General features: G+C 66.9%; 21 protein-coding genes. 12 read left to right on the plus strand and 9 right to left on the minus strand.

What is annotated here, in order from left to right; all coding sequences use genetic code 11:
• Positions 1-115 precede the first annotated feature (115 nt).
• Positions 116-1,651 (plus strand): hypothetical protein, encoded by a 1,536-nt coding sequence (locus KBY66_RS04190; protein WP_255087939.1) that lies wholly within the window; start codon positions 116-118, stop codon positions 1,649-1,651.
• Here KBY66_RS04190 and KBY66_RS04195 read toward each other — a convergent pair.
• Together KBY66_RS04195 and KBY66_RS04200 are read right to left on the minus strand one after the other, a co-directional pair.
• Entirely contained in the window at positions 1,548-1,949 is a 402-nt protein-coding gene (locus KBY66_RS04195; RefSeq protein WP_255087940.1) for a Spx/MgsR family RNA polymerase-binding regulatory protein, read from the minus strand. The two genes, KBY66_RS04190 and KBY66_RS04195, sit on opposite strands and share 104 nt — an antisense overlap.
• Positions 1,946-2,308 carry a 2Fe-2S iron-sulfur cluster-binding protein gene (locus tag KBY66_RS04200; protein ID WP_255087941.1) on the minus strand — a complete coding sequence of 121 codons (363 nt, stop codon included), beginning with the start codon at positions 2,306-2,308 and terminating at the stop codon, positions 1,946-1,948. The genes KBY66_RS04195 and KBY66_RS04200 overlap by 4 nt, the downstream gene beginning before the upstream one ends.
• A 117-nt stretch (positions 2,309-2,425) precedes the next feature.
• Between KBY66_RS04200 and KBY66_RS04205 the strand changes: the two genes are divergently transcribed.
• The gene (locus KBY66_RS04205) at positions 2,426-3,124 is read left to right on the plus strand and encodes a class I SAM-dependent methyltransferase (protein ID WP_255087942.1); all 699 of its coding nucleotides are present in this window, start codon (positions 2,426-2,428) and stop codon (positions 3,122-3,124) included.
• Here the strand turns inward: KBY66_RS04205 and KBY66_RS04210 are convergent.
• The 3 genes from KBY66_RS04210 to KBY66_RS04220 form a co-directional block, all read right to left on the minus strand.
• Positions 3,091-3,636 carry an inorganic diphosphatase gene (locus KBY66_RS04210; protein ID WP_255087943.1) on the minus strand — a complete coding sequence of 182 codons (546 nt, stop codon included), beginning with the start codon at positions 3,634-3,636 and terminating at the stop codon, positions 3,091-3,093. The genes KBY66_RS04205 and KBY66_RS04210 overlap by 34 nt on opposite strands.
• Positions 3,563-3,871 (minus strand): hypothetical protein, encoded by a 309-nt coding sequence (locus KBY66_RS04215; RefSeq protein ID WP_255087944.1) that lies wholly within the window; start codon positions 3,869-3,871, stop codon positions 3,563-3,565. The genes KBY66_RS04210 and KBY66_RS04215 overlap by 74 nt, the downstream gene beginning before the upstream one ends.
• Before the next feature lie 180 nt (positions 3,872-4,051).
• Positions 4,052-4,531 carry a hypothetical protein gene (locus KBY66_RS04220; RefSeq protein ID WP_255087945.1) on the minus strand — a complete coding sequence of 160 codons (480 nt, stop codon included), beginning with the start codon at positions 4,529-4,531 and terminating at the stop codon, positions 4,052-4,054.
• A 198-nt stretch (positions 4,532-4,729) separates the two neighbouring features.
• Between KBY66_RS04220 and KBY66_RS04225 the strand changes: the two genes are divergently transcribed.
• The 4 genes from KBY66_RS04225 (at position 4,730) to KBY66_RS04240 (ending at position 9,515) form a co-directional block, all read left to right on the plus strand.
• Positions 4,730-6,547, plus strand: a complete 1,818-nt coding sequence (locus tag KBY66_RS04225) for a proline--tRNA ligase (protein WP_255087946.1) — start codon at positions 4,730-4,732, stop codon at positions 6,545-6,547.
• Between the two features lie 81 nt (positions 6,548-6,628).
• Positions 6,629-7,093, plus strand: a complete 465-nt coding sequence (gene psb27, locus KBY66_RS04230; protein ID WP_255087947.1) for a photosystem II protein Psb27 — start codon at positions 6,629-6,631, stop codon at positions 7,091-7,093.
• 90 nt (positions 7,094-7,183) lie between these two features.
• Entirely contained in the window at positions 7,184-8,503 is a 1,320-nt protein-coding gene (locus tag KBY66_RS04235; RefSeq protein WP_255087948.1) for an adenylosuccinate synthase, read from the plus strand.
• Positions 8,496-9,515 (plus strand): adenosine kinase, encoded by a 1,020-nt coding sequence (locus tag KBY66_RS04240; protein ID WP_255087949.1) that lies wholly within the window; start codon positions 8,496-8,498, stop codon positions 9,513-9,515. The genes KBY66_RS04235 and KBY66_RS04240 overlap by 8 nt, the downstream gene beginning before the upstream one ends.
• Here the strand turns inward: KBY66_RS04240 and KBY66_RS04245 are convergent.
• On the minus strand, positions 9,451-10,329 hold the full coding sequence (locus KBY66_RS04245) for a precorrin-6A/cobalt-precorrin-6A reductase (RefSeq protein WP_255087951.1): 879 nt from the start codon (positions 10,327-10,329) through the stop codon (positions 9,451-9,453). The two genes, KBY66_RS04240 and KBY66_RS04245, sit on opposite strands and share 65 nt — an antisense overlap.
• Before the next feature lie 31 nt (positions 10,330-10,360).
• On the opposite strand from KBY66_RS04245, the gene KBY66_RS04250 reads away from it, so the two are divergent.
• Positions 10,361-10,846: a single-stranded DNA-binding protein gene (locus tag KBY66_RS04250; RefSeq protein WP_255088010.1), complete on the plus strand. Its 486-nt coding sequence runs from the start codon at positions 10,361-10,363 to the stop codon at positions 10,844-10,846.
• 81 nt (positions 10,847-10,927) lie between these two features.
• On the opposite strand, the gene KBY66_RS04255 is transcribed toward KBY66_RS04250, so the two are convergent.
• Positions 10,928-11,155, minus strand: a complete 228-nt coding sequence (locus tag KBY66_RS04255; RefSeq protein WP_255088011.1) for a hypothetical protein — start codon at positions 11,153-11,155, stop codon at positions 10,928-10,930.
• A gap of 28 nt (positions 11,156-11,183) precedes the next feature.
• On the opposite strand from KBY66_RS04255, the gene KBY66_RS04260 reads away from it, so the two are divergent.
• Genes KBY66_RS04260 through KBY66_RS04270 form a run of 3 tightly spaced genes read left to right on the plus strand, consistent with a single transcriptional unit; the run spans position 11,184 to position 13,799 of the window.
• A complete protein-coding gene (locus tag KBY66_RS04260; RefSeq protein WP_255087954.1) occupies positions 11,184-11,756 on the plus strand; it encodes a DUF2854 domain-containing protein in 573 nt (190 codons plus the stop codon).
• Between the two features lie 29 nt (positions 11,757-11,785).
• The gene (gene argB, locus KBY66_RS04265; RefSeq protein WP_255088012.1) at positions 11,786-12,682 is read left to right on the plus strand and encodes an acetylglutamate kinase; all 897 of its coding nucleotides are present in this window, start codon (positions 11,786-11,788) and stop codon (positions 12,680-12,682) included.
• Positions 12,675-13,799, plus strand: a complete 1,125-nt coding sequence (locus KBY66_RS04270; RefSeq protein WP_255087955.1) for a DUF3153 domain-containing protein — start codon at positions 12,675-12,677, stop codon at positions 13,797-13,799. Before argB ends, KBY66_RS04270 begins: the two co-directional genes overlap by 8 nt.
• 6 nt (positions 13,800-13,805) lie before the next feature.
• Here the strand turns inward: KBY66_RS04270 and priA are convergent, their stop codons facing one another.
• On the minus strand, positions 13,806-16,094 hold the full coding sequence (gene priA, locus KBY66_RS04275; RefSeq protein WP_255087956.1) for a primosomal protein N': 2,289 nt from the start codon (positions 16,092-16,094) through the stop codon (positions 13,806-13,808).
• A gap of 326 nt (positions 16,095-16,420) precedes the next feature.
• Between priA and rpoD the strand changes: the two genes are divergently transcribed.
• Positions 16,421-17,833 (plus strand): RNA polymerase sigma factor RpoD, encoded by a 1,413-nt coding sequence (rpoD, locus tag KBY66_RS04280; RefSeq protein WP_255087957.1) that lies wholly within the window; start codon positions 16,421-16,423, stop codon positions 17,831-17,833.
• On the opposite strand, the gene KBY66_RS04285 is transcribed toward rpoD, so the two are convergent.
• Positions 17,826-18,059: a hypothetical protein gene (locus tag KBY66_RS04285; protein ID WP_255087958.1), complete on the minus strand. Its 234-nt coding sequence runs from the start codon at positions 18,057-18,059 to the stop codon at positions 17,826-17,828. The genes rpoD and KBY66_RS04285 overlap by 8 nt on opposite strands.
• Before the next feature lie 115 nt (positions 18,060-18,174).
• On the opposite strand from KBY66_RS04285, the gene KBY66_RS04290 reads away from it, so the two are divergent.
• Positions 18,175-18,441 carry a hypothetical protein gene (locus KBY66_RS04290; protein ID WP_255087959.1) on the plus strand — a complete coding sequence of 89 codons (267 nt, stop codon included), beginning with the start codon at positions 18,175-18,177 and terminating at the stop codon, positions 18,439-18,441.
• Positions 18,442-18,614: the final 173 nt, after the last annotated feature.

The following is an 18,614-nucleotide window of genomic DNA, read 5'->3' on the forward strand; positions in this document are numbered from 1 at the left end:
CACCTGTGGCGGCATGAAGTAGGGCAAGCAGCCTGGGCAGCCGTCCCGGCCTCGACCCTAGGTGCTGGGGGCTGCGGACCTCCTGCCTACGCTTGGGCGGATTGCAGCTGCCCCCATGGCCCGGCCCCGCTGGCAGAGGATCCGAACGATCGGCAACAGCCGGGTGGGACGCCGCTGGGACCAGTTTGTCGCGCTCTGGGCCAGCCTCAATCTCCTCTGGGTCTGCTTCGATCTCAGCTACGTACCGCTGCGCACCTTCTGGCTGCAGCGCAACCTCTACCCGCTCCCCTCGGTCCCCCTGGCGCTGCAGCTCAGCTGGTTGCCGGACATCACACCCTCCTACGACCCCGTCAAGGGGATCGAGCCCCACCGGGAAACCCAGGCCTTCCTCGACCGGTTCGAGCAACTCGACCAGTCGATGGGTTCTGGATCGGCGGCGACAGGGCTTCGGCGCGGCCAGGTGCAGTTGACCCAGGAGATGATCCAGGACAACCCGTTTCTGGCCTCCGGAGGTTCCGGCACCCTCGAGAAGATCAAGAACAGGCTGCGGCAGCGGGCCAATCTTCCCTCCGCCCGGGAAGCCGCGGAACGCCTGCTGAGCGACGACTGGCTGCAGCGCCATTCCTGGACGGAGGAACGCCTGTTCTGGCGACAGCAGATCCTGCCCCTGGTTGCTACCAATTACTGGCGTTCGATCGATGAGAACGGCCGCCCGACCGATCACTTCTGGCGGGGTGATCTGCTGCTGTTCCAGAGCGTCTTTCTGGTGGACATCCTGTTGCGGGTGGTGCGGATCCGGCGGCGCGTCCCCGGCCTGAGCTGGGGTGGGGCGCTGCTGCGTCGCTGGACGGACCTGCCCCTGCTGCTTCCTTTCTGGCGCCTGCTGCGGCTGATCCCCGTGGTGGAACGGTTGCAGACCAGTGGCCTGGTCAGCTTCGAGCCGCTGCGGGCCGTCGTCAGCCGGGTGGTGGTGGCCCTGCTGGCGGTGGAGCTGTTCGAGGTGCTGGCCCTGCAGTTGATGGACGGAGCCCAGGGGTTGATCCGCTCGCCCCAGTGGCCCCAGCGGATCCGCCGGTTGCGCAGCCACCAGAGCGTTGCCGCCAGGAACGAGCGTGAATTGGTGGAGCTGCTGCGGATCTGGGCACCCCTGCTGTTGCAGCAGGTGGCGCCCCGGCTCGAGCCCGAGCTGGAGGCCGTGCTCAGCCACTCCCTGCAACAGAGCCTCCAGGGCCTGGTGGTGCCGCCAGGACTGCGCCAGCTCCAACCGCTCCTGCAGATCGAGCGGGGGTTGTCACGGCAACTGGCCAGTGGGATGGTGATCAGCCTGTTGGAGCTATCCCGAAACACCGGGGAACGGCTTCAACAGCAGGACAATCAGCAGATTGATCTCCTGCAGCGGTTCGTGGATCGTTTCTGGGAAGAGCTGGCGGCTTCTCTTGAGAACGGCCTGGCCCTGGAGCGCAGCCAGCAGCTGCTCTGCAACCTGCTGGAGGAACTCAAGCTGAACTACCTGGGCCAGATCAACCGGGTGGGAATCAATGCCCTGATCAGGGAGCTCGATGAGCTGATGGTTCCGCAGGAGAACCCAGAAGCACCTCGGCCCACTGCTGAGGGTCAAACCCCACCAGCACCAGCGAAACATCCGCTCTGATCAGGAACGGACGGCGGATCAGCTTGCCGTCGGCGGCCAGGGCTGAAATCGCCTGCTCCGCCGTCATCGCCCTGGCGGTGGCGGCGCCCAGGGACCGGTAACTCAGCCCACTGGTGTTGAAGAGCCGCTGGGGCGGTTGAACGGTCTGCCAGGCCAGGGCCAGCTCCTGGCTGGAAGGCGGTGTCAGGGTGATGTCCCGAACGGTGACCGCGATGCCCTCGTGCTGGAGCCACTGGATCGCCTTCCGGCAGGTGGAGCAGCGGGGGTAGCTGTACAACCGCAGGGGGCTGGCACTCACTTCCGGCCGACCAGGGACTTGAGGGCCCCGACCAGGCTGTTGGACCCCTTGCCCACCGCCGCTTCGGGTCTGGTCCGCACCGTGACGTCACCGTTGACGGAGGTGCGGCAGCTCAGCCGGAAGTTGGCGGGGCGATCGGCCAGGTAAACCTGCTCCACGTCACTGCGGGGGGACAGGTTGCGGGCACCCTCCAGCACTTCCATCACGCAGGTGCCGCACTGGCCGAGGCCACCACAGTTGTTGAAGTTGTTCAGCCCCTTGTAGGGGTTGATGCCGGCATCGAGGGCCGCCTTGCGGAGGTTGGCTCCTTCGATGCATCCGACCTGCTGGCCTTCCTGTTCGAAGCGGATGGTGGGCACGGAATGCGACGGTACACGGCGCCATCAAACTTACCTGCTGAGGGGGTCGCTGACGAAAGCCGCGCAAGGGTTCTTGGTGACCGGACCGCTAAAATCAAGGCTTGCAACGGCTGATCCTTGGCTGCAGATTTCGGGCCGGAGACCACCCACGACCGCACCGCCGCCGGGTACGACCTGGTGGTGCAGCGCCTGATCCCCGGCTACGCAAGCCTGGCGCGTCTGGCTGTGGCCTTGCTGGCGGCCTCGCCGCTCGCCAGCTCCACCGGTTCGGAAGTGCTGGTGGCCGGCTGCGGCACCGGCGCAGAACTGGTGGAAGCGGTGGGGCAACGACCCGACTGGCGGCTCACAGCCCTCGACCCATCCGCCGCGATGCTGACGGCCTCTCGCCTGCGGCTCGGCGAGGAGGCCACGATCGACTGGCGTCGTTCGAGCGTGGAAGCCTTCGACGCCAACGGGCGGTTTGCCGGAGCGCTCTGCGTGCTTGTGCTCGACTCCCTCCCCGACGACGGTAGCAAGTTGGCTTTTCTCACTGCCCTCGCCCGCAGCCTCCAGCCTGGCGGCCAGCTGGTGCTGGTGGATCTGATGCGTCCGGCTCTGCCCCTCCTGAAGGACCAGATGGCCGACGCCCTGCTGGCTTTCCAGAGCGCCAGCGGTCTTGAAGACGATAGGGAAATCGTGCAATCGCTCACCCAGGGTCTGCATCCGATCGGTGTGGCCCGCTTCACCGCCCTGGTGAATGCGGCGGGCTTCGGTGACCCGGCCCGGGTGTTTCAGGCCCTCGACTACGAGGGCTTCCTGTTACAGCGCGCCAGCTGATCACGTTCGGCGGCGGCGATGCAGCGGGCCAGCAACGGTGGCACCCGATCGGCATCCTGCCAGCAGTTGATTTCGCTCACCCGGCCCTCCAGGCTCTTGTAGGTGCGAAAGAACTCTGCCACCTCCTCCAGCTGGATGGCGGCGATCTGGGCAATGCTGGTGATGCTGCCCTGGGCGGAGTCGCAGACCGACACGCAGAGCAGCTTGCCGTCGTAGGCACCTCCATCGACCATGTCGAGGATGCCGATCGGGCGGGCGGTGATCAGGCAACCCGCAAAGGTCGGTTCCGCCATGATCACCATGGCGTCGAGGGGGCAGCCGTCTTCGGCGAGGGTGTTGGGAATGAAGCCGTAATCAAAGGGGTAGCGCACGGAGGAATGCAGCACCCGCTCAAGGGACATCAACCCCGCCTTGGCGTCGTAGTGATATTTGTTGCGGCTACCGGCCGGGATCTCCACCACCAGGTGCACCAGCCCAGGGGCTGGGGAGGCCGCCAGGTTGCTGATGTCCATGGATCAGGGCTGAAGGGTTGTCGACCACCGTTGTAACCGGGAGGCTGATGCGATCGGCCATCACCCCACCGATTGGCACGAACAGGGAAAGAATGGCGATCACAGCCCCGAAGAAGGAGGAGCCGGTTTCGAGCATGGCGCTCGGACTGAAGGGGTCCTCGGCGGAGTCAGAGGCTTGCTCGTGGCTGGGATTGCGCGGGCCGTCGGCGGTGTTTTGGGGCTGGGCGGAGTCCATGGAGGGGGATTGAGGGACAGCCCCCCGTCAACTGGAGCCGAACGGCCTGGGCCGCGCCTGGAATTGGACGGGAAGCAACAGCCGCCCAGGGGGTGCCCCGGCTGATTTCAGGTCGGCCAGATCACCCGCCGAAAACGGACTGTCGCGTCAATCCTGCCACCAAAGGGGGGGCGACATCACTCAGGCCGCAGGCCGGGATTGGTCCAGGCCCTCCCGTTTGCGGCCGAGATCGATCGGAGCGCTCTCCATGCCGTGAAGCAGGCCGCGAATGGCCTGGAGTTCCTCCAGAATCGAGCCCAGCAATTGTTGCGTCACCGTGGAAGGGGAATTGAGCACCTCGACGGTGACCTCCTTGATGCGCAGCACATCTCGGGCAAAACGAGCCACTTCCTGGGGGTGGAACTGCAGGGGCTCCTTCTGGTCGGTGCGGTACTCGGGGTTGAGGCGGCGTGGATTGAAGGGTGGGTTCAGGTTGCGCGGATCGGTGTTGGTGTAGCGGTAGACGGAGGCGCGGGAGCGATTCAGGGCGTTCTGCACCTCGTCGATGCCGATCAGAGCCTCAGCTGCTCCTGGCCCTGTGGCGGCGGGAAAGGGCACCAGGGGTGAGCCCCCCGGGTGGGCAGGAAAGGTGGCCGGTTCAGCCCGGAGACCGGCTGACATGCTCCCCCCACCGGGATCCTGCGATGCCGCAACCATGAGACAATCCTGAGACTAATAGGACAATTCTGCTGAACCTAGCAGAAGTCTCTCGCCTTTGGGCCAGGGCGTCCAGAGTGCCCGGCCCAATGGGCAGCCGTGCTCCGGCAAGCCACACAGCAGCTCGGTGATAGGTTCCACGACCCTTTGCCGGCCACTTCCATGCGCGTGTCGCAGCTGCTCCTGGTGACGCTGCGCGACGACCCGGCCGAAGCGGAGATTCCCTCGCACAGGTTGCTGCTTCGGGGTGGCTACATCCGACGGATCGCCGCCGGTGTGTACGCCTACCTGCCGCTGCTCTGGAGGGTGCTGGTCAAGATCAACGGGATCGTGCGCGAGGAAATGGACCGCACTGGCGCCCTCGAAACCCTGCTGCCCCAGCTTCAGCCGGCCGAACTCTGGCAGCGAAGTGGCCGCTGGCAGGGCTACACCGCCGGTGAGGGGATCATGTTCCACATGGTCGATCGCCAGGATCGCTCCCTGGGGCTCGGGCCCACCCACGAGGAGGTGGTGACGGCCCTGGCCGCCGACCTGCTGCGCTCCTACCGCCAGCTGCCGGTGTGCCTCTATCAGATCCAGACCAAGTTCCGCGATGAGATACGCCCCCGGTTCGGGCTGATGCGGGGCCGGGAATTCATCATGAAAGATGCCTACTCCTTCCATGCCGACGCGGCTTGCCTGACCCAGACCTACCAGGCGATGGATCTGGCCTATCGGCGCATCTTCCTGCGCTGCGGGCTTCGAACCGTGGCGGTGGAGGCCGACAGCGGCGCGATCGGCGGATCCGCCAGCCAGGAGTTCATGGTCACTGCCGAAGTCGGGGAGGATCTGATCCTCTCCAGCCCCGACGGTCGCTATGCAGCCAACCAGGAGAGGGCCCTCTCGGTGGCGGCTCCGGCGGTGCCGCTGGATGACGGCCTCGCCTCGGGCGAGCTGATCACCCCAGGCCAGAGCTCCATCGCCGCGCTCTGCGACGGCCATGGCCTGGCGCCCAGCCAGATCCTCAAGGTGCTGCTGCTGCTGGCCCGGTTCGCCGACCTTCCAGCGCAACCGGTGCTGGTGTGCCTGCGGGGTGACCAGCAGCTCAATGAGGTCAAGCTCAGGAACGCCCTCTCCCAGCGGGCGGGCTCAGGCAGCCATCCCTTGCTCGATCTCCAGCCCCTCACCCCGGAGCAGCTCGAAGCCCAGGGCCTCGCCCCACTGCCTTTCGGGTTCCTCGGCCCCCAGCTCGATGATGCCGTTCTGGCCGGTGCCCACCAGTGGCGCCCCCAGTTTCTGCGGCTGGCGGATCCCAGCGTCGCTGGCCTGGGGCGGTTCGTCTGTGGGGCCAACAAGCCGGATCTCCATCGGGTCGTGGATGGCTGGGAGTTACTCACCCCGCTGCCGGAGCTGGTGGACCTGCGGTCCGCCCAACCCGGCGATCCCTGCCTCCACGACCCGGACCAACGGCTGGTGGCCAGCCGGGGCATCGAGGTGGGCCACATCTTTCAACTGGGCAGGAAGTATTCTGAAGCCCTTGAGGCGCGCTTCACGAGCGAAGACGGCAGCGAGGAAGCCCTGTGGATGGGCTGCTATGGCATCGGCGTGTCCCGGCTGGCCCAGGCGGCGGTGGAGCAGCACCACGACGACCAGGGCATCTGCTGGCCCTTGGCGATCGCCCCGTTCGAAGTGATTATCGTGATTGCCAGCAACCAGGACGCCGACCAGGGGAGCCTGGGCGAGAGGCTCTACGGCGAGCTGGCGGCGGCAGGAATCGAGGTGCTGCTCGATGACCGCAGCGAGCGGGCGGGTGTGAAGTTCAAGGACGCCGACCTGATCGGCATCCCCTGGCGGGTGGTGGTCGGCCGCGGGGCCGCCGCCGGAACGGTGGAGCTGGTAGAGCGGGCCAGCCACAGCCGGGAAGACCTGCCCGCCGCGGAGCTTCTGGCCCGGTTGCAGCCGCGCATCCTGGCCCAGCGCCAGGGACTGCAGGCGCACTGAGTGCTTGAGCCTCACAAGGAAGGGGATCAAATCCAAAGCGAGCTGCTTCTACACTGAATCACCAGTGAATTCAGGGCGCCGATGGCTGCAGCGTGGGATCGACAGGCCGCTCGGGCACCCTTTCGGGCCCTGGTCAATGCCCTTGGCCTGGGGCTGAAACGCTCGATCGCTGCGCTGCTCGCTGTCTGCCTGGTTGTTTCGCTGGGGGCCTGTGCGGGGCCCGGCGGCCCCCTGAGCGGCTCCTACGTCGATGACACGATGACGGTGGCCGAGGCCCTGCTGGGCACGATCGCCATCCCGGCGGACGATCCAGGCCGGGCCGAGGCCGAAACGGCAGCCCGCGGACTCGTGACCAACTACGTGGCGTTCTACCGCCCGAAGGCCAAGGTGAATGGACTGAGTTCCTTCACCACGATGCAGACAGCGATCAATTCCCTGGCGGGCTACTACGCGAACTATGCGAACCGCCCCCTGCCTGAGGACCTTCGCTCCCGCCTGGCCAAGGAGCTCAAGAAAGCCGAGGCGAGCGTGGTCCGCGGCGCCTGAATCGATCTCTTGCTCGCTCCACTTCTTTGACGGAAGGGCCATCGATCTGACAGGCTCCAACCTTGTGCTTTGAAGCGGCTTCGGGCCGCTGTGTCCTTGGCCAACGTCGTCGTCATCGGAGCACAGTGGGGTGACGAAGGAAAAGGCAAGATCACCGATCTGCTGAGTCGCTCCGCCGATGTGGTCGTCCGCTATCAGGGTGGGGTCAATGCCGGCCACACCATCGTGGTGGACGACAAGGTGCTCAAACTGCATCTGATTCCATCCGGAATTCTCTATCCAGAAACCATCTGCCTGATCGGATCGGGAACAGTTGTAGATCCGAAGGTGATGTTGGGGGAACTCGACATGCTGCTGACCTATGGCATCGACATCGCGGGCCTGAAGCTGGCCTCCACCGCCCACGTGACCATGCCCTATCACCGCCTCCTCGATCAGGCGATGGAACAGCGGCGCGGTGACCGGCGCATCGGCACCACCGGACGGGGCATCGGCCCCACCTATGCCGACAAGGCCGAGCGCAACGGCATCCGGGTGATCGACCTGCTGGATGAGGAACGGCTGCGCGATCGCCTGGTGGCGCCGCTGGTCGAGAAGAATCTGCTGCTCGAAAAGATCTACGGAATCGAGCCGCTGGATCCGGAGGCGGTGATCGGCGAGTACACCGCCTACGGCAAGCGCCTTGCCCCCCATGTGGTCGACTGCACCCGCACGATCCACCAGGCGGCCCGCGCGCGCAAGAACATTCTCTTTGAAGGGGCCCAGGGAACCCTGCTCGACCTTGACCACGGCACCTATCCCTACGTCACCTCCTCCAACCCCGTTTCGGGCGGGGCCTGCATCGGTGCCGGGGTCGGTCCCACCCTGATCGACCGGGTGATCGGCGTGGCCAAGGCGTACACCACCCGGGTGGGTGAGGGGCCCTTCCCCACCGAACTGCAGGGCAGCCTCAACGACCACCTCTGCGACCGAGGTCACGAGTTCGGCACCACCACGGGCCGCCGTCGGCGCTGCGGCTGGTTCGACGGAGTGATCGGCCGCTACGCCGTCGAGGTCAACGGGCTCGATTGCCTGGCCATCACCAAGCTCGACGTGCTCGATGAACTCGATGTGATCCAGGTCTGCGTCGCCTACGAACTCGACGGCGAGCGGATCGAGCACTTCCCCAGCAGCGCCGAGGCCTTCGCCCGTTGCCGGCCCATTTTCGTCAGCCTGCCGGGCTGGCAGTGCTCCACGGCCGATTGCCGGCAGCTCGAGGAGCTTCCCGCCACCGCGATGGCCTACCTCCGCTACCTGGCGGAGTTGATGGAAGTTCCGATCGCCATTGTGTCCCTCGGGGCCCATCGGGATCAGACCATCGTGGTCGAGGATCCCATCCACGGACCGAAACGAGCCCTTCTCAATGCCTGACTCCACCAAGGCCATGCCCGACGCCACCAAGACCCTTGATATCGTCGCCATCGGCAACGCCATCGTTGATGTGCTCGTCCAGTCGGACGACAGCTTTCTCGCCGACCACCAGCTCACCAAGGGCACCATGGCCCTTGTCGACGAGGCCCAGGCCGAGAGGCTCTATGCCGCCAGTGGGCCTGGCCTGGAAACCTCCGGTGGCTCAGCGGCCAACACCCTGGCCGGCATTGCCCAGCTCGGCGGCAGAGCCGCCTTCATCGGCCGGGTCCGGGATGATCAGCTCGGCGCGATCTTCGCCCACGACATCCGCTCGGTCGGGGCCGGTTTCGACACCCCGCCAGCCACCAGGGGCCCCTCCACGGCCCGCTGTCTGATTCTGGTCAGCCCCGATGCCCAGCGCACCATGTGCACCTACCTGGGCGCTTCGGTGGGCCTGGAGCCCGAGGATCTGGATCTCGATCTGGTGCGCCAGGCGCGGTTGCTCTATCTGGAGGGTTACCTCTGGGACAGCGAAGCCGCCAAGCGGGCCTTCATCGCCGCCGCCGAGGTGATGCGCCAGAGCGGCGGGCAGGTGGCCCTCAGCCTCTCGGACGCCTTTTGCGTCGATCGGCACCGGGCCAGTTTCCTGGAGTTGGTCGATGGCCATGTCGACCTGCTGTTTGCCAACGAATCAGAGATCACGGCGCTCTATGAAACCTCCAGCTTCGAGGCAGCGGCCGAGCAGGTTCGGGGCCGCTGCCAGGTGGCCGCCCTCACTCGGAGCGAGCGGGGCTCGGTGCTGCTGAGTGGCTCGGACACCGTTGCGATCGATGCCTACCAGCTCGGACCCCTGGTGGACACCACCGGTGCCGGGGATCTCTACGCCGCCGGCTTCCTGTTCGGCTACTCCCGCGGTGACGACCTCGAGCGCTGCGGTCGGCTCGGCTCCCTTTGTGCTGCTCAGGTCGTCACCCAGTTGGGGCCCCGCTCCCAGGTGTCCCTGCCGGAGCTGGTCGCCACCCATCTGGGCTGAGTGCAGGGACGCCCAGCTGATCGATCAAGGCCGGGAGGTCCAGACCGCACACCCCCTCCGGTTCCGTCGGCCGGGCCAGCAGCAACAGGCGCAGGCCCAGGCTGGCGCAAAGGGTTTGCCAACCCTCTTCTGTGTGGCCGCCGGATTGGCGGCAAACCACGGCGGTGATGGCCCACTGACGCAGCAGGGCCCGCTCCAGGGCCAGCTCCCCCAGCCCCGTCGGCTCACCGGGCCGGTGGCAGGCCAGGTGGCCAGCGGGCAGCCCCGCCGCCCCGCCCCGCCGCAGACTTTCTGGGCTTGGCAACAGCCGGGCGAACGGCAGCGCTCCGGCGGCCAGAGCCACGGCCCGCGGCAGCTGGCGGGCCCCGATCGCGAACAGCAGGCGCTGCCCCCGCAGGTCGAGGCGGCCCAGGGCGTCGAGGTCGGCAAGCAGGGTGCGATCCAGGCTGGCCGGGGTCTGCAGCAGGGGCCGTCGCAGGCGCAGCAGTGGCTGGCCCAACCGCCGGCAGACCGTGGCCAGGTCGGCCGTGACGCGGCTGGCGAAGGGGTGGCTGGCATCCACCACCCAGACGAAGGCTGAGCCCTTGTCACGGGCCTGCTGCAGCCGCGCCGCCATTGCCGCTTCACTCGCCAGGGCTCCCACCTCCAGCTGCAAGCGGAGGTGGGCTGGGTAGGCGCGGCGGGCGGAGCTGCTCACCACCGACACCGAGAGCCCCCAGCCCCGTTCCAGCAGAGCGGCGGCCAGGACAGGCCCCTCCCCGGTGCCGGCGATCAGCCAAAGCCGCCGCTGGTGCCAATCAAGGGCGTCTTGCATCAGGATGTGGCCCGCTGTCGCGATCCTGGTTGTGAATCACTGTGTGCTGGAAGTGGAGGTGCTCGAGGCCCCCCAGGTGCGATACACCCAGGACAACCAGACCCCGGTAGCAGAGATGGCAGTTCAGATCGAGGGTCTGCGGCCGGATGATCCCCCCTGCCAGCTGAAGGTGGTGGGCTGGGGCAATCTGGCGCAGGACCTGCAGAACCGGGTGCAGGTGGGGCAACGGCTGATGCTTGAAGGCCGGCTGCGGATCACCACGGTGACCCGGGCCGATGGCGTCAAGGAAAAGCGGGCCGAGTTCACCCTGGCGCGGCTCCATCCCGTCGCCGCCGCTGGCGCGCCGACCCCACCAGCTCCAGCTGGCCAGGCTGCTCCACGCTCCATTCCCCGACCAGTCCCGGCCCGGCCCATCCCGGCGGCGTCCGGCGCCCCAGTCCTCACCCAGGAGGCCCCCACCTGGAACACCTCGCCACTGGTGCCGGATCTGGCCGACGACGACGACATTCCCTTTTAAATCGGCTTTCAATCGGCCCTTTGGATCGATCCATTCAATTCAATTGGCCCATCTGATGCGGGCTGGATGTCGGAGCCGTGCTCAGCGGTTCGCCAGGCGTTCCTTGGCCAGATCGAGCATCTGCCCGAGTTCCCGCTCCAGAGCCGCCAGATCGAGGCGCAGATCGGCCCATCGGCCCTCGTCGATCTGGCGCAGCAGCCAGAGCCTCTCGGCGCTGAGTTGGTCGATCAGTTCTGCGGCGCTGCTTTCGGCCGATGGTGCCTCTGGCCCTGGCGCCGAGGCAGGTTCCGTGGAATTCACCGTAGTCATGGCAAGGGCATGCGGGAGAATGACAGCCATGCAAGCACTCACCTCCCCCGGCAGCCTGCTCACGATCCTGGGAGCCGTGCTCACCGTGGTGGGCAGCATCGCCTACGCGACGGACAGCCCCAACATCAGCCTGGCCGGCGTGTTCTATGGCATCCCCCTGCTGCTCGGCGGGCTGGCGTTGAAGTCCTCGGAGCTGGCGCCGGCAGCGCGTCTGAGCCAGCCCGACGCGTTCCGATCCCTGCGGGAGCAGCCCGCCAGCGAGCCCCTCAGCGCCTTGCTCAAGGACGTCACCCGCTGGCGCTACGGCCAGAAGGCCCATCTGGAGAGCTCCCTGCAGGCGCTGAAGCTCTGGGACGACGAGCAGCCTCCCGAGTTGCTCAGCGTGGGGGAACTGGAGAGCCATGGGGGCTATGGCCTCGTCCTCCGGTTTCGCTGCCCCGGGGTTCCCTTCGAGCGCTGGCAGGCGAAGCAGGAACGGTTGGGCCGTTTCTTCGGGCCCGGCCTGGTGGCGGAGTTGGACCAGCATGCTGCAGCCGAACTCGATCTGACCCTCTTGCCGATGTCGCCAGCCATCGCCAGCCTGGAGTCTGATCAAGCCTGATCCCAGTTCGTTTCCCTCGGTTGCCACTCTTGAACCAGGACCCCTTGATCAGTCCCCAGGACAGCCTGCGGGTCTCCGTTCTCAGCGAAGCCCTGCCCTACATCCAGCGGTTCGCCGGCCGCCGGGTCGTGGTGAAGTACGGCGGCTCCGCCATGGCGCATCAGGAGCTGCGCGACGCCGTCTTCCGGGACCTGGCTCTGCTGGCCTGCGTGGGGGTGCAGCCGGTGGTGGTCCATGGCGGTGGGCCTGAGATCAACCACTGGCTGAGCCGCCTGGCGATCGAGCCGCACTTCATCGATGGCCTGCGGGTCACCGATGCCGACACCATGGACGTGGTGGAGATGGTGCTGGTCGGCAGGGTCAACAAGCAGATCGTCAACGGCCTCAACCGGCTGGGCGGCAAGGCGGTGGGCCTCTCCGGCTGCGATGGGGGCCTGGTGGAAGCCCGCACCTGGGGCGACGGCTCCCACGGCCTGGTAGGAGACGTGGCGGCGGTGCATCCCGAGGTGCTCACCCCCCTGCTCGAGAACGGCTACATCCCTGTGATCTCCAGCGTGGCCCCGAATCCCCAGGGCCAGTCCCACAACATCAACGCCGACACCGTGGCCGGCGAGCTGGCCGCCTCCCTGCAGGCTGAGAAGTTGATCCTGCTCACCGACACGCCTGGAATCCTGCGGGAGCGCACCGATCCCAGCTCCTTGCTGCGCCAGCTCAGCCTCTCCGAGGCGCGAGAGCTGATCGCCAGCGGGCTCGTGAATGGTGGCATGACACCCAAGACCGAATGCTGCATCCGCGCCCTTGCCCAGGGGGTGGGCGCGGCCCACATCGTCGATGGGCGTGTCCCCCATGCCCTGCTGTTGGAGGTGTTCACCGATGCCGGCATCGGCACCATGGTGCTGGGAAGCTCCCTGCCGGGCCATGGCTGAGGATCCGCTGCTGCCGGCCCGGTTGGCGCTCGAGCGGGGCGAGTACGGCAGCTGCCTGCGGCTGCTGGAACCCCTGGCCGCCGCCCATCCAGCCAGCACCGGCCTGGGGGGAACCCTGCGGCTGCTAATGGTCACGGCCCTGCTGGGTCAGGGAAACGATGCAGGTGCCGTGGCCTGTTGCCGCAGCCTGCGTGCCTGCCTGGACCTGGATGTTCGGTCACAGGCCAAGGATCTCCAGCTGATTCTCGAGGCACCTCCCCTGCAGCGCCCCGCCAACTGGTCGCTCAGCCTGCCGGTTCTCGGTGGCGCCGATGCCCTCGAGGGCCGCGCCAAGGCCACGGCCAGCCAGCGCCGCCAGGCCCCAACTCCTGTTTCGCCGCCACCGCCGCCGGTGGGCCCCACCCGCGCACCGGTGGGGTTCGCCGTGGTGGTGGTGGCCGTCCTGCTGCTGCTGACTTCGCTGCTCTCCGGCTGCCTGCGGGTCGACACCGACCTGCGCTTCGGCCCCCCGGGGCGGCTCCAGCTGCGCCAGACCCTCAGCAGCAAGACCGGACGCCTGTTGCCCTGGCAGCGGCAGTTCGTCTCGGACCTCAAAGCAGCCCCTTTGGAGCGGGCTACAGCGCTGGGCATCGAGACCCACCGGGGGGTCGTCAGCCTCACCAGCGCCAGCGTGGCCTCCCAGGAGATCAACCGCCTGCTGGCTCTCACGGCGACGACCGCAGCTGACCTGGGCGGACTGGCGCTGCCACCCCCGACCCTGGCCCTGCGGGAACGCAACTGGTTGCTCGGAGCCCAGCAGCAGTTCAGCCTCGAGGTGGATCTGCGGCAGGTGGGAGCGCTGCCTGGCCTCGACCTCAGCGTGGCGCTCGGCCCCCTGGGACGGGGGGCGGTGCGCTCAGCCCAACCCAGGGCCAGCCAGCCCGAGGGCGATGGGGTGCGCTGGGGCCTGGCGATCGGCGCGCTGAACCGCTTGGAGCTGGTCAGCTGGCGATGGAGCCGCCTCGGCCTGGGCGGGATCGCCATCCTGCTGCTGCTGGCCCTGGCATTGGCCCTGCAGCGGTTGCGCTGGCAGGCCGGATTCGGCTGGCCCGAACTGCCGGCGCCTGAGAAACCCTGAAGGTGGCTACAGCGCCAGCGGATCGGGATCGATGCTGAGACTCACCTGGCCGCCGAGGGCCGCGCGCAGTTCCGCCTCCGGCGGCAGGGGCAGGGGGGAGCCGGCTGGTCCATGCAGCAGCAACTGCCAGCGATGGCGGCCGGCCACCCGGGCCACTGGGGCGGGCGCCGGTCCCACCAGCAGCCAGCCCGCCTCCTGGAGCGGACAGCGGATGCGCTCAGCGAGGGCGGCGGCGGCGGTGGCGGTGGCGGTGGCAGAAGCCCCGGCCAGCCGCAGCAGGCAGGCCCGGCTGAACGGCACCAGACCGGCCTGCTGCCGCACCAGCCGCTCCGATTCGAGGTAGCGGTCGTAGCGGCCATCGATCAGGTGACGAATCACCGGATGGTCGGGGGAGTAGGTCTGCACAATCACTTCGCCGGGCCGCTCACCGCGGCCGGCCCGGCCCGCCAGCTGAAGCAACAGCTGCAGGCATTGTTCACCGGAGCGCAGATCCGGCCGATGCAAGAGTCCATCGGCGGCCAGAACCGCCGCCAGGGTCACCCGGGGCAGATCGATTCCCTTGGTGAGCATCTGGGTGCCGACAAGCACGTCGGCCTCACCGGCGGCGAACTGGGCCAGCAGGCGGCGATGGCCATCCCGGCCCCGGGTGGTGTCGCGGTCGAAGCGAAGCAGACGCAAGCCCTCCAATTCCTTCTCCAGCTGCTCGATCACCCGTTGGGTTCCGGCGCCGAAGGGCTTGAAGGCGGTGGAACCGCAGGAGCCGCAGCGGAGGCTGGGTTCCTGGCGATGGCCGCACCAGTGGCAGCGCAACGACTGGTGTCCATCCCGGTGGCGATGGACGGTCAGGGCCACATCGCAATGGGGGCATTGCACCACATCCCCGCAGCTGCGACAGCTCAGGAAGCTGCTGTAGCCGCGCCGGGGCACGAGCACCACTGCCTGGCCGTCCTGGTCCCGCAACCGATCCAGTCGTCCCCGCAGGGCCCGGCTGATCAGGCGGCGATTCCCCTCCGCCAGTTCCAGCCGCATGTCGACAACCAGGACCGGGGCATCCCGCTGGCCACTGATCCGCTCGGGCAGCCTCACCAGGGTGGTCGGCGGGACCGGCTGTCCCAGCTCCTGGCGGCAGGCCAACCAGGATTCGAGCGACGGGGTGGCGCTGCCGAGCAGCAGGCGAGCCCCACTGAGCCAGGCGCGTCGCTGGGCCACGGCCCTGGCGTGATAGCAGGGCATCGGGCTCTCTTGTTTCCACGAGCTGTCGTGCTCCTCGTCCAGCACGATCAAGCCCAGCACCGCCAGGGGCAGAAAGATGGCGGAGCGGGTGCCGACCACGACCACGGGCGCCTGCCGATCGGCAGCCAGACAGCGCCTCCAGGCGACGATCCGCTCGGGTTCACCCAGGCCACTGTGGTAGGCTATCACCCGCTCGCCGAAGCGGGCCCGGCACCGGTCCAGCAGCTGGGGAATCAGGCCGATCTCCGGGGTGAGCATCAAGGTGCTTGCTCCTTCCACCAGGCAGGCCGCCGCCGCCTGCAGGTAGACCTCCGTCTTGCCGGAACCGGTGATGCCCCAGAGCAGCAGGCTGGCTCCCGGCGGGGCTGAGTCGATGGCCTCGAGGGCCTGGCCCTGGGCGGCATTCAAGCGGCGGGGTGGCTCCAGCCCTTTGGGACTGGAGCGTTGGGGGCCTGATCGGGATTGAAGCCGCAGGAGTGAGCGCTCCAGCAAGCCCTGAACCACCGAGCGGCTGAAGCCCCACTCGGTAAGGATCTCCTGCAGCCAAGCCCCCTCCGGTTGCAGCCTCAGGCGCTCCAACAACTGACGCTGCCGTGGGGGAGGAGGGTCAAGGGCCACGTCCTCGGCCAGCGGCTCCACCCATTGCCGCTGGCGGGGCCGCAGCGGGGCCGCAGCACGGAGCTGGCCCAGCCAGCCAGGCGGCAGGGCTGTTTTGAGGGTCCTGAACAGGCTGGAGTGGCAATCCACCGCCACCTGCTGGAGCAGGCCCTGCCAGAGGGGATCGACGGCGGCACGCTGATGCACCGCTTCGATCGGCAGCAGCTTGCCCGGATCCAGCTCAGCAGGCAGACCGTCCAGCTGCTCAACCACCAGACCGATCTGCCGCCGCCCCCGCAGGGGAACCCTGACCAGATCGCCGGGTGCCAGGGGCAGGTTCTCCGGGTTCCCGTAACTGAAGATCCGGCCTTCCCGGCCAGCTTCCACCCACACTTGCCAGCAGATCAGCCCGTCGCCTTGCAAACCCGGTGGCAGTTTCTTAGAATGAATGGGTTGAGCAGTCATTCAGGCTGCAGTCGGAGCTTCGCAGTGTTCCGTCCAGAGGGAAGACTTGAAACAAAAGCCGGATGGAGCCCATCTCCCGCCGGCCTCCCAGTCTGCGACCACCCCTGACAACCCTGCAAAGGCATCCGTGCCGTTCCTTGACTGATCGATTCTCATTCAATGGCCTCCGCTCCCGACTGAACCCTTGCAGGCAGTCGGCTCGGTGTGCCTAAGGCCACCCATTTTGCTTTGGTTTCCATGCGCCTTGGCGCCGTGGAGCCAGCCATACCGCTGTCGGCCTCCCCAATCTCGTCCGCCCGACCCCGCTCCCCTTCCCGTTGATCCCTATGAGCCCTGTAGCTGCCCTGAAGTCCACGAAAGCTGAACCCGAAATCCTCGCGGTCGCGACTCAGGCGGGAGATCAGGTCACTGTCGAGCTGAAGACCAAGGCCCCACGGGCCAAAGCCAAAGCCAAGGCCAAGCCGGCATCGAGCCCCGGCGAGCCTGAACCAGCCACGGATTCAGGTGCCCCGGCAAACAAGGTCAGCCGCACCCGCAAACCGGCGGCCAGCAAAACCACGACGGCCAAGGCTCCTGCAACCAAAGGGGCTTCAAGCAAGGGGCTTTCATCAAAAGAAGCGGCCGCCAAGGCCAAGCGCCCGCCTGATGGGCTTGCCGCCCCTGATGTCGGGCAGGATCTCGACGACGCGGCCGAGCAGCTCCTGGCCGCCACCGACGCCATCGAGGCGATCGCCGACAAGAAACCAGCCGGGGCCAAGGCCCTGGCCAGCATCAAGGTCGGGCCCAAGGGTGTCTACACCGAGGATTCGATCCGGGTGTACCTCCAGGAGATCGGCCGGATACGCCTGCTACGGCCCGATGAAGAGATTGAGCTGGCCCGCAAGATCGCCGATCTGCTGCTGCTCGAGGAACTCGCGAATCAGTTCGAGCAGGACAACGGTCATTATCCCGATAACAAGGAGTGGGCCGTTCTCGTCGACATGACCCTTCTCAAGTTCCGCCGGCGCCTGATGCTGGGCCGCCGGGCCAAGGAGAAGATGGTGCAGTCGAACCTGCGGCTGGTGGTGTCGATCGCCAAGAAATACATGAATCGGGGCCTCTCCTTCCAGGACTTGATCCAGGAAGGCAGCCTCGGCCTGATCCGTGCCGCCGAGAAGTTTGATCACGAGAAGGGCTACAAGTTCTCCACCTACGCCACCTGGTGGATCCGTCAGGCGATCACCCGCGCCATCGCTGATCAGAGCCGCACGATCCGACTGCCGGTGCACCTGTACGAAACCATCTCCCGCATCAAGAAAACCACCAAGGTGCTGAGCCAGGAGTTCGGCCGCAAACCCACTGAGGAGGAAATCGCCGAAAGCATGGAGATGACGATCGAAAAACTGCGCTTCATCGCCAAATCAGCCCAGCTCCCGATCTCCCTGGAAACCCCGATCGGTAAGGAAGAGGATTCCCGGCTTGGTGATTTCATCGAAGCCGACATCGAGAACCCCGAGCAGGATGTGGCTAAGAACCTGTTGCGCGAGGATCTCGAGGGTGTCCTGGCCACCCTCAGCCCCCGGGAGCGGGACGTGCTGCGGCTTCGTTATGGCCTCGATGATGGCCGCATGAAAACCCTGGAGGAAATTGGCCAGATCTTCGATGTGACCCGGGAACGCATCCGCCAGATCGAGGCCAAGGCCCTGCGCAAACTGCGCCATCCCAACCGCAACGGCGTGCTGAAGGAGTACATCAAGTAACCTTCCGCAGCTTCGAATCCCCCGGATTGGCACCATCCCCTTGGACCTCCATCGGAGCAGGTCCAGTGTCGGCGCCGCGGGAGTCGATCATGCTTCCCACCTTCAACGAGGGGCCACCATCACGCCGATCGTGCAGCAGTTGTTGCTGCTGAGCGATCGCTGGAGAATGGAGCTGATTGTCGTCGTCGTCGACTCCGCCGATGGCACCGCCGAGCTGGTCAGGCAACTCGCCCACAGGGAGCCTGAGGTTCTCTCCCCCCGCTGGGCCGCCATCAATCCGGCCTATCCGGAGTTTGCTCAGTCGTTGAGCAGATCCCGGCCTTCCCTAGCTGCTGGCGGTCGTGCTGGCCACCCCGGCGATCGGTCTGGTGCTGCTGCTGCTGCTGCGGGCAGGGCAACCCCACCTGCTCTGGCTGCAGAATCTGGCCGGATTCGCAGGGGTGCTGCTGTTCGTGGTACCGCCGCCGGCGCCGCTGATGCAGAACCAACGGCAAACCCCCGTTCGCGACCTGGCCATCCTGGCCGGATCGGTGTCGAAGATCCACGAAGACTGCTGGGGATCGGCTATGAGCGCTACAGCGTTGTGTATTACAGCGAACAGCCCGTGACCTTCTTCGACACAATGTAAGGAGCCCGCGAGCAGCTGGTCAAGCTTGCTGCACGCCCTGGCCAAGCTTCGGAGCCGCGACCCTCAGCCCCCACCGTGCTGCTGTTCGGTGAGGCCTCCAAGCACGGGGAGTTCAACCTGGATCCGTCCCGAATCCAGACCTTGGGAAGCCGT

The sequence above is a fragment of the Synechococcus sp. Tobar12-5m-g genome (assembly GCF_024345415.1).
GTDB lineage: Bacteria > Cyanobacteriota > Cyanobacteriia > PCC-6307 > Cyanobiaceae > Regnicoccus.

Excerpts from the sequence above, each read along its gene's own strand:
- KBY66_RS04260 (WP_255087954.1), top strand. The coding sequence starts at position 11,184 with ATGCAAGCACTCACCTCCCCCGGCAGCCTGCTCACGATCCTGGGAGCC.
- rpoD (WP_255087957.1), top strand. The coding sequence starts at position 16,421 with ATGAGCCCTGTAGCTGCCCTGAAGTCCACGAAAGCTGAACCCGAAATC.
- KBY66_RS04270 (WP_255087955.1), top strand. The coding sequence starts at position 12,675 with ATGGCTGAGGATCCGCTGCTGCCGGCCCGGTTGGCGCTCGAGCGGGGC.
- KBY66_RS04240 (WP_255087949.1), top strand. The coding sequence starts at position 8,496 with ATGCCTGACTCCACCAAGGCCATGCCCGACGCCACCAAGACCCTTGAT.
- psb27 (WP_255087947.1), top strand. The coding sequence starts at position 6,629 with ATGGCTGCAGCGTGGGATCGACAGGCCGCTCGGGCACCCTTTCGGGCC.
- KBY66_RS04190 (WP_255087939.1), top strand. The coding sequence starts at position 116 with ATGGCCCGGCCCCGCTGGCAGAGGATCCGAACGATCGGCAACAGCCGG.
- KBY66_RS04225 (WP_255087946.1), top strand. The coding sequence starts at position 4,730 with ATGCGCGTGTCGCAGCTGCTCCTGGTGACGCTGCGCGACGACCCGGCC.
- KBY66_RS04245 (WP_255087951.1), bottom strand. The coding sequence starts at position 10,329 with ATGCAAGACGCCCTTGATTGGCACCAGCGGCGGCTTTGGCTGATCGCC.
- KBY66_RS04215 (WP_255087944.1), bottom strand. The coding sequence starts at position 3,871 with ATGGACTCCGCCCAGCCCCAAAACACCGCCGACGGCCCGCGCAATCCC.
- KBY66_RS04220 (WP_255087945.1), bottom strand. The coding sequence starts at position 4,531 with ATGTCAGCCGGTCTCCGGGCTGAACCGGCCACCTTTCCTGCCCACCCG.
- KBY66_RS04255 (WP_255088011.1), bottom strand. The coding sequence starts at position 11,155 with ATGACTACGGTGAATTCCACGGAACCTGCCTCGGCGCCAGGGCCAGAG.
- KBY66_RS04210 (WP_255087943.1), bottom strand. The coding sequence starts at position 3,636 with ATGGACATCAGCAACCTGGCGGCCTCCCCAGCCCCTGGGCTGGTGCAC.
- priA (WP_255087956.1), bottom strand. The coding sequence starts at position 16,094 with ATGACTGCTCAACCCATTCATTCTAAGAAACTGCCACCGGGTTTGCAA.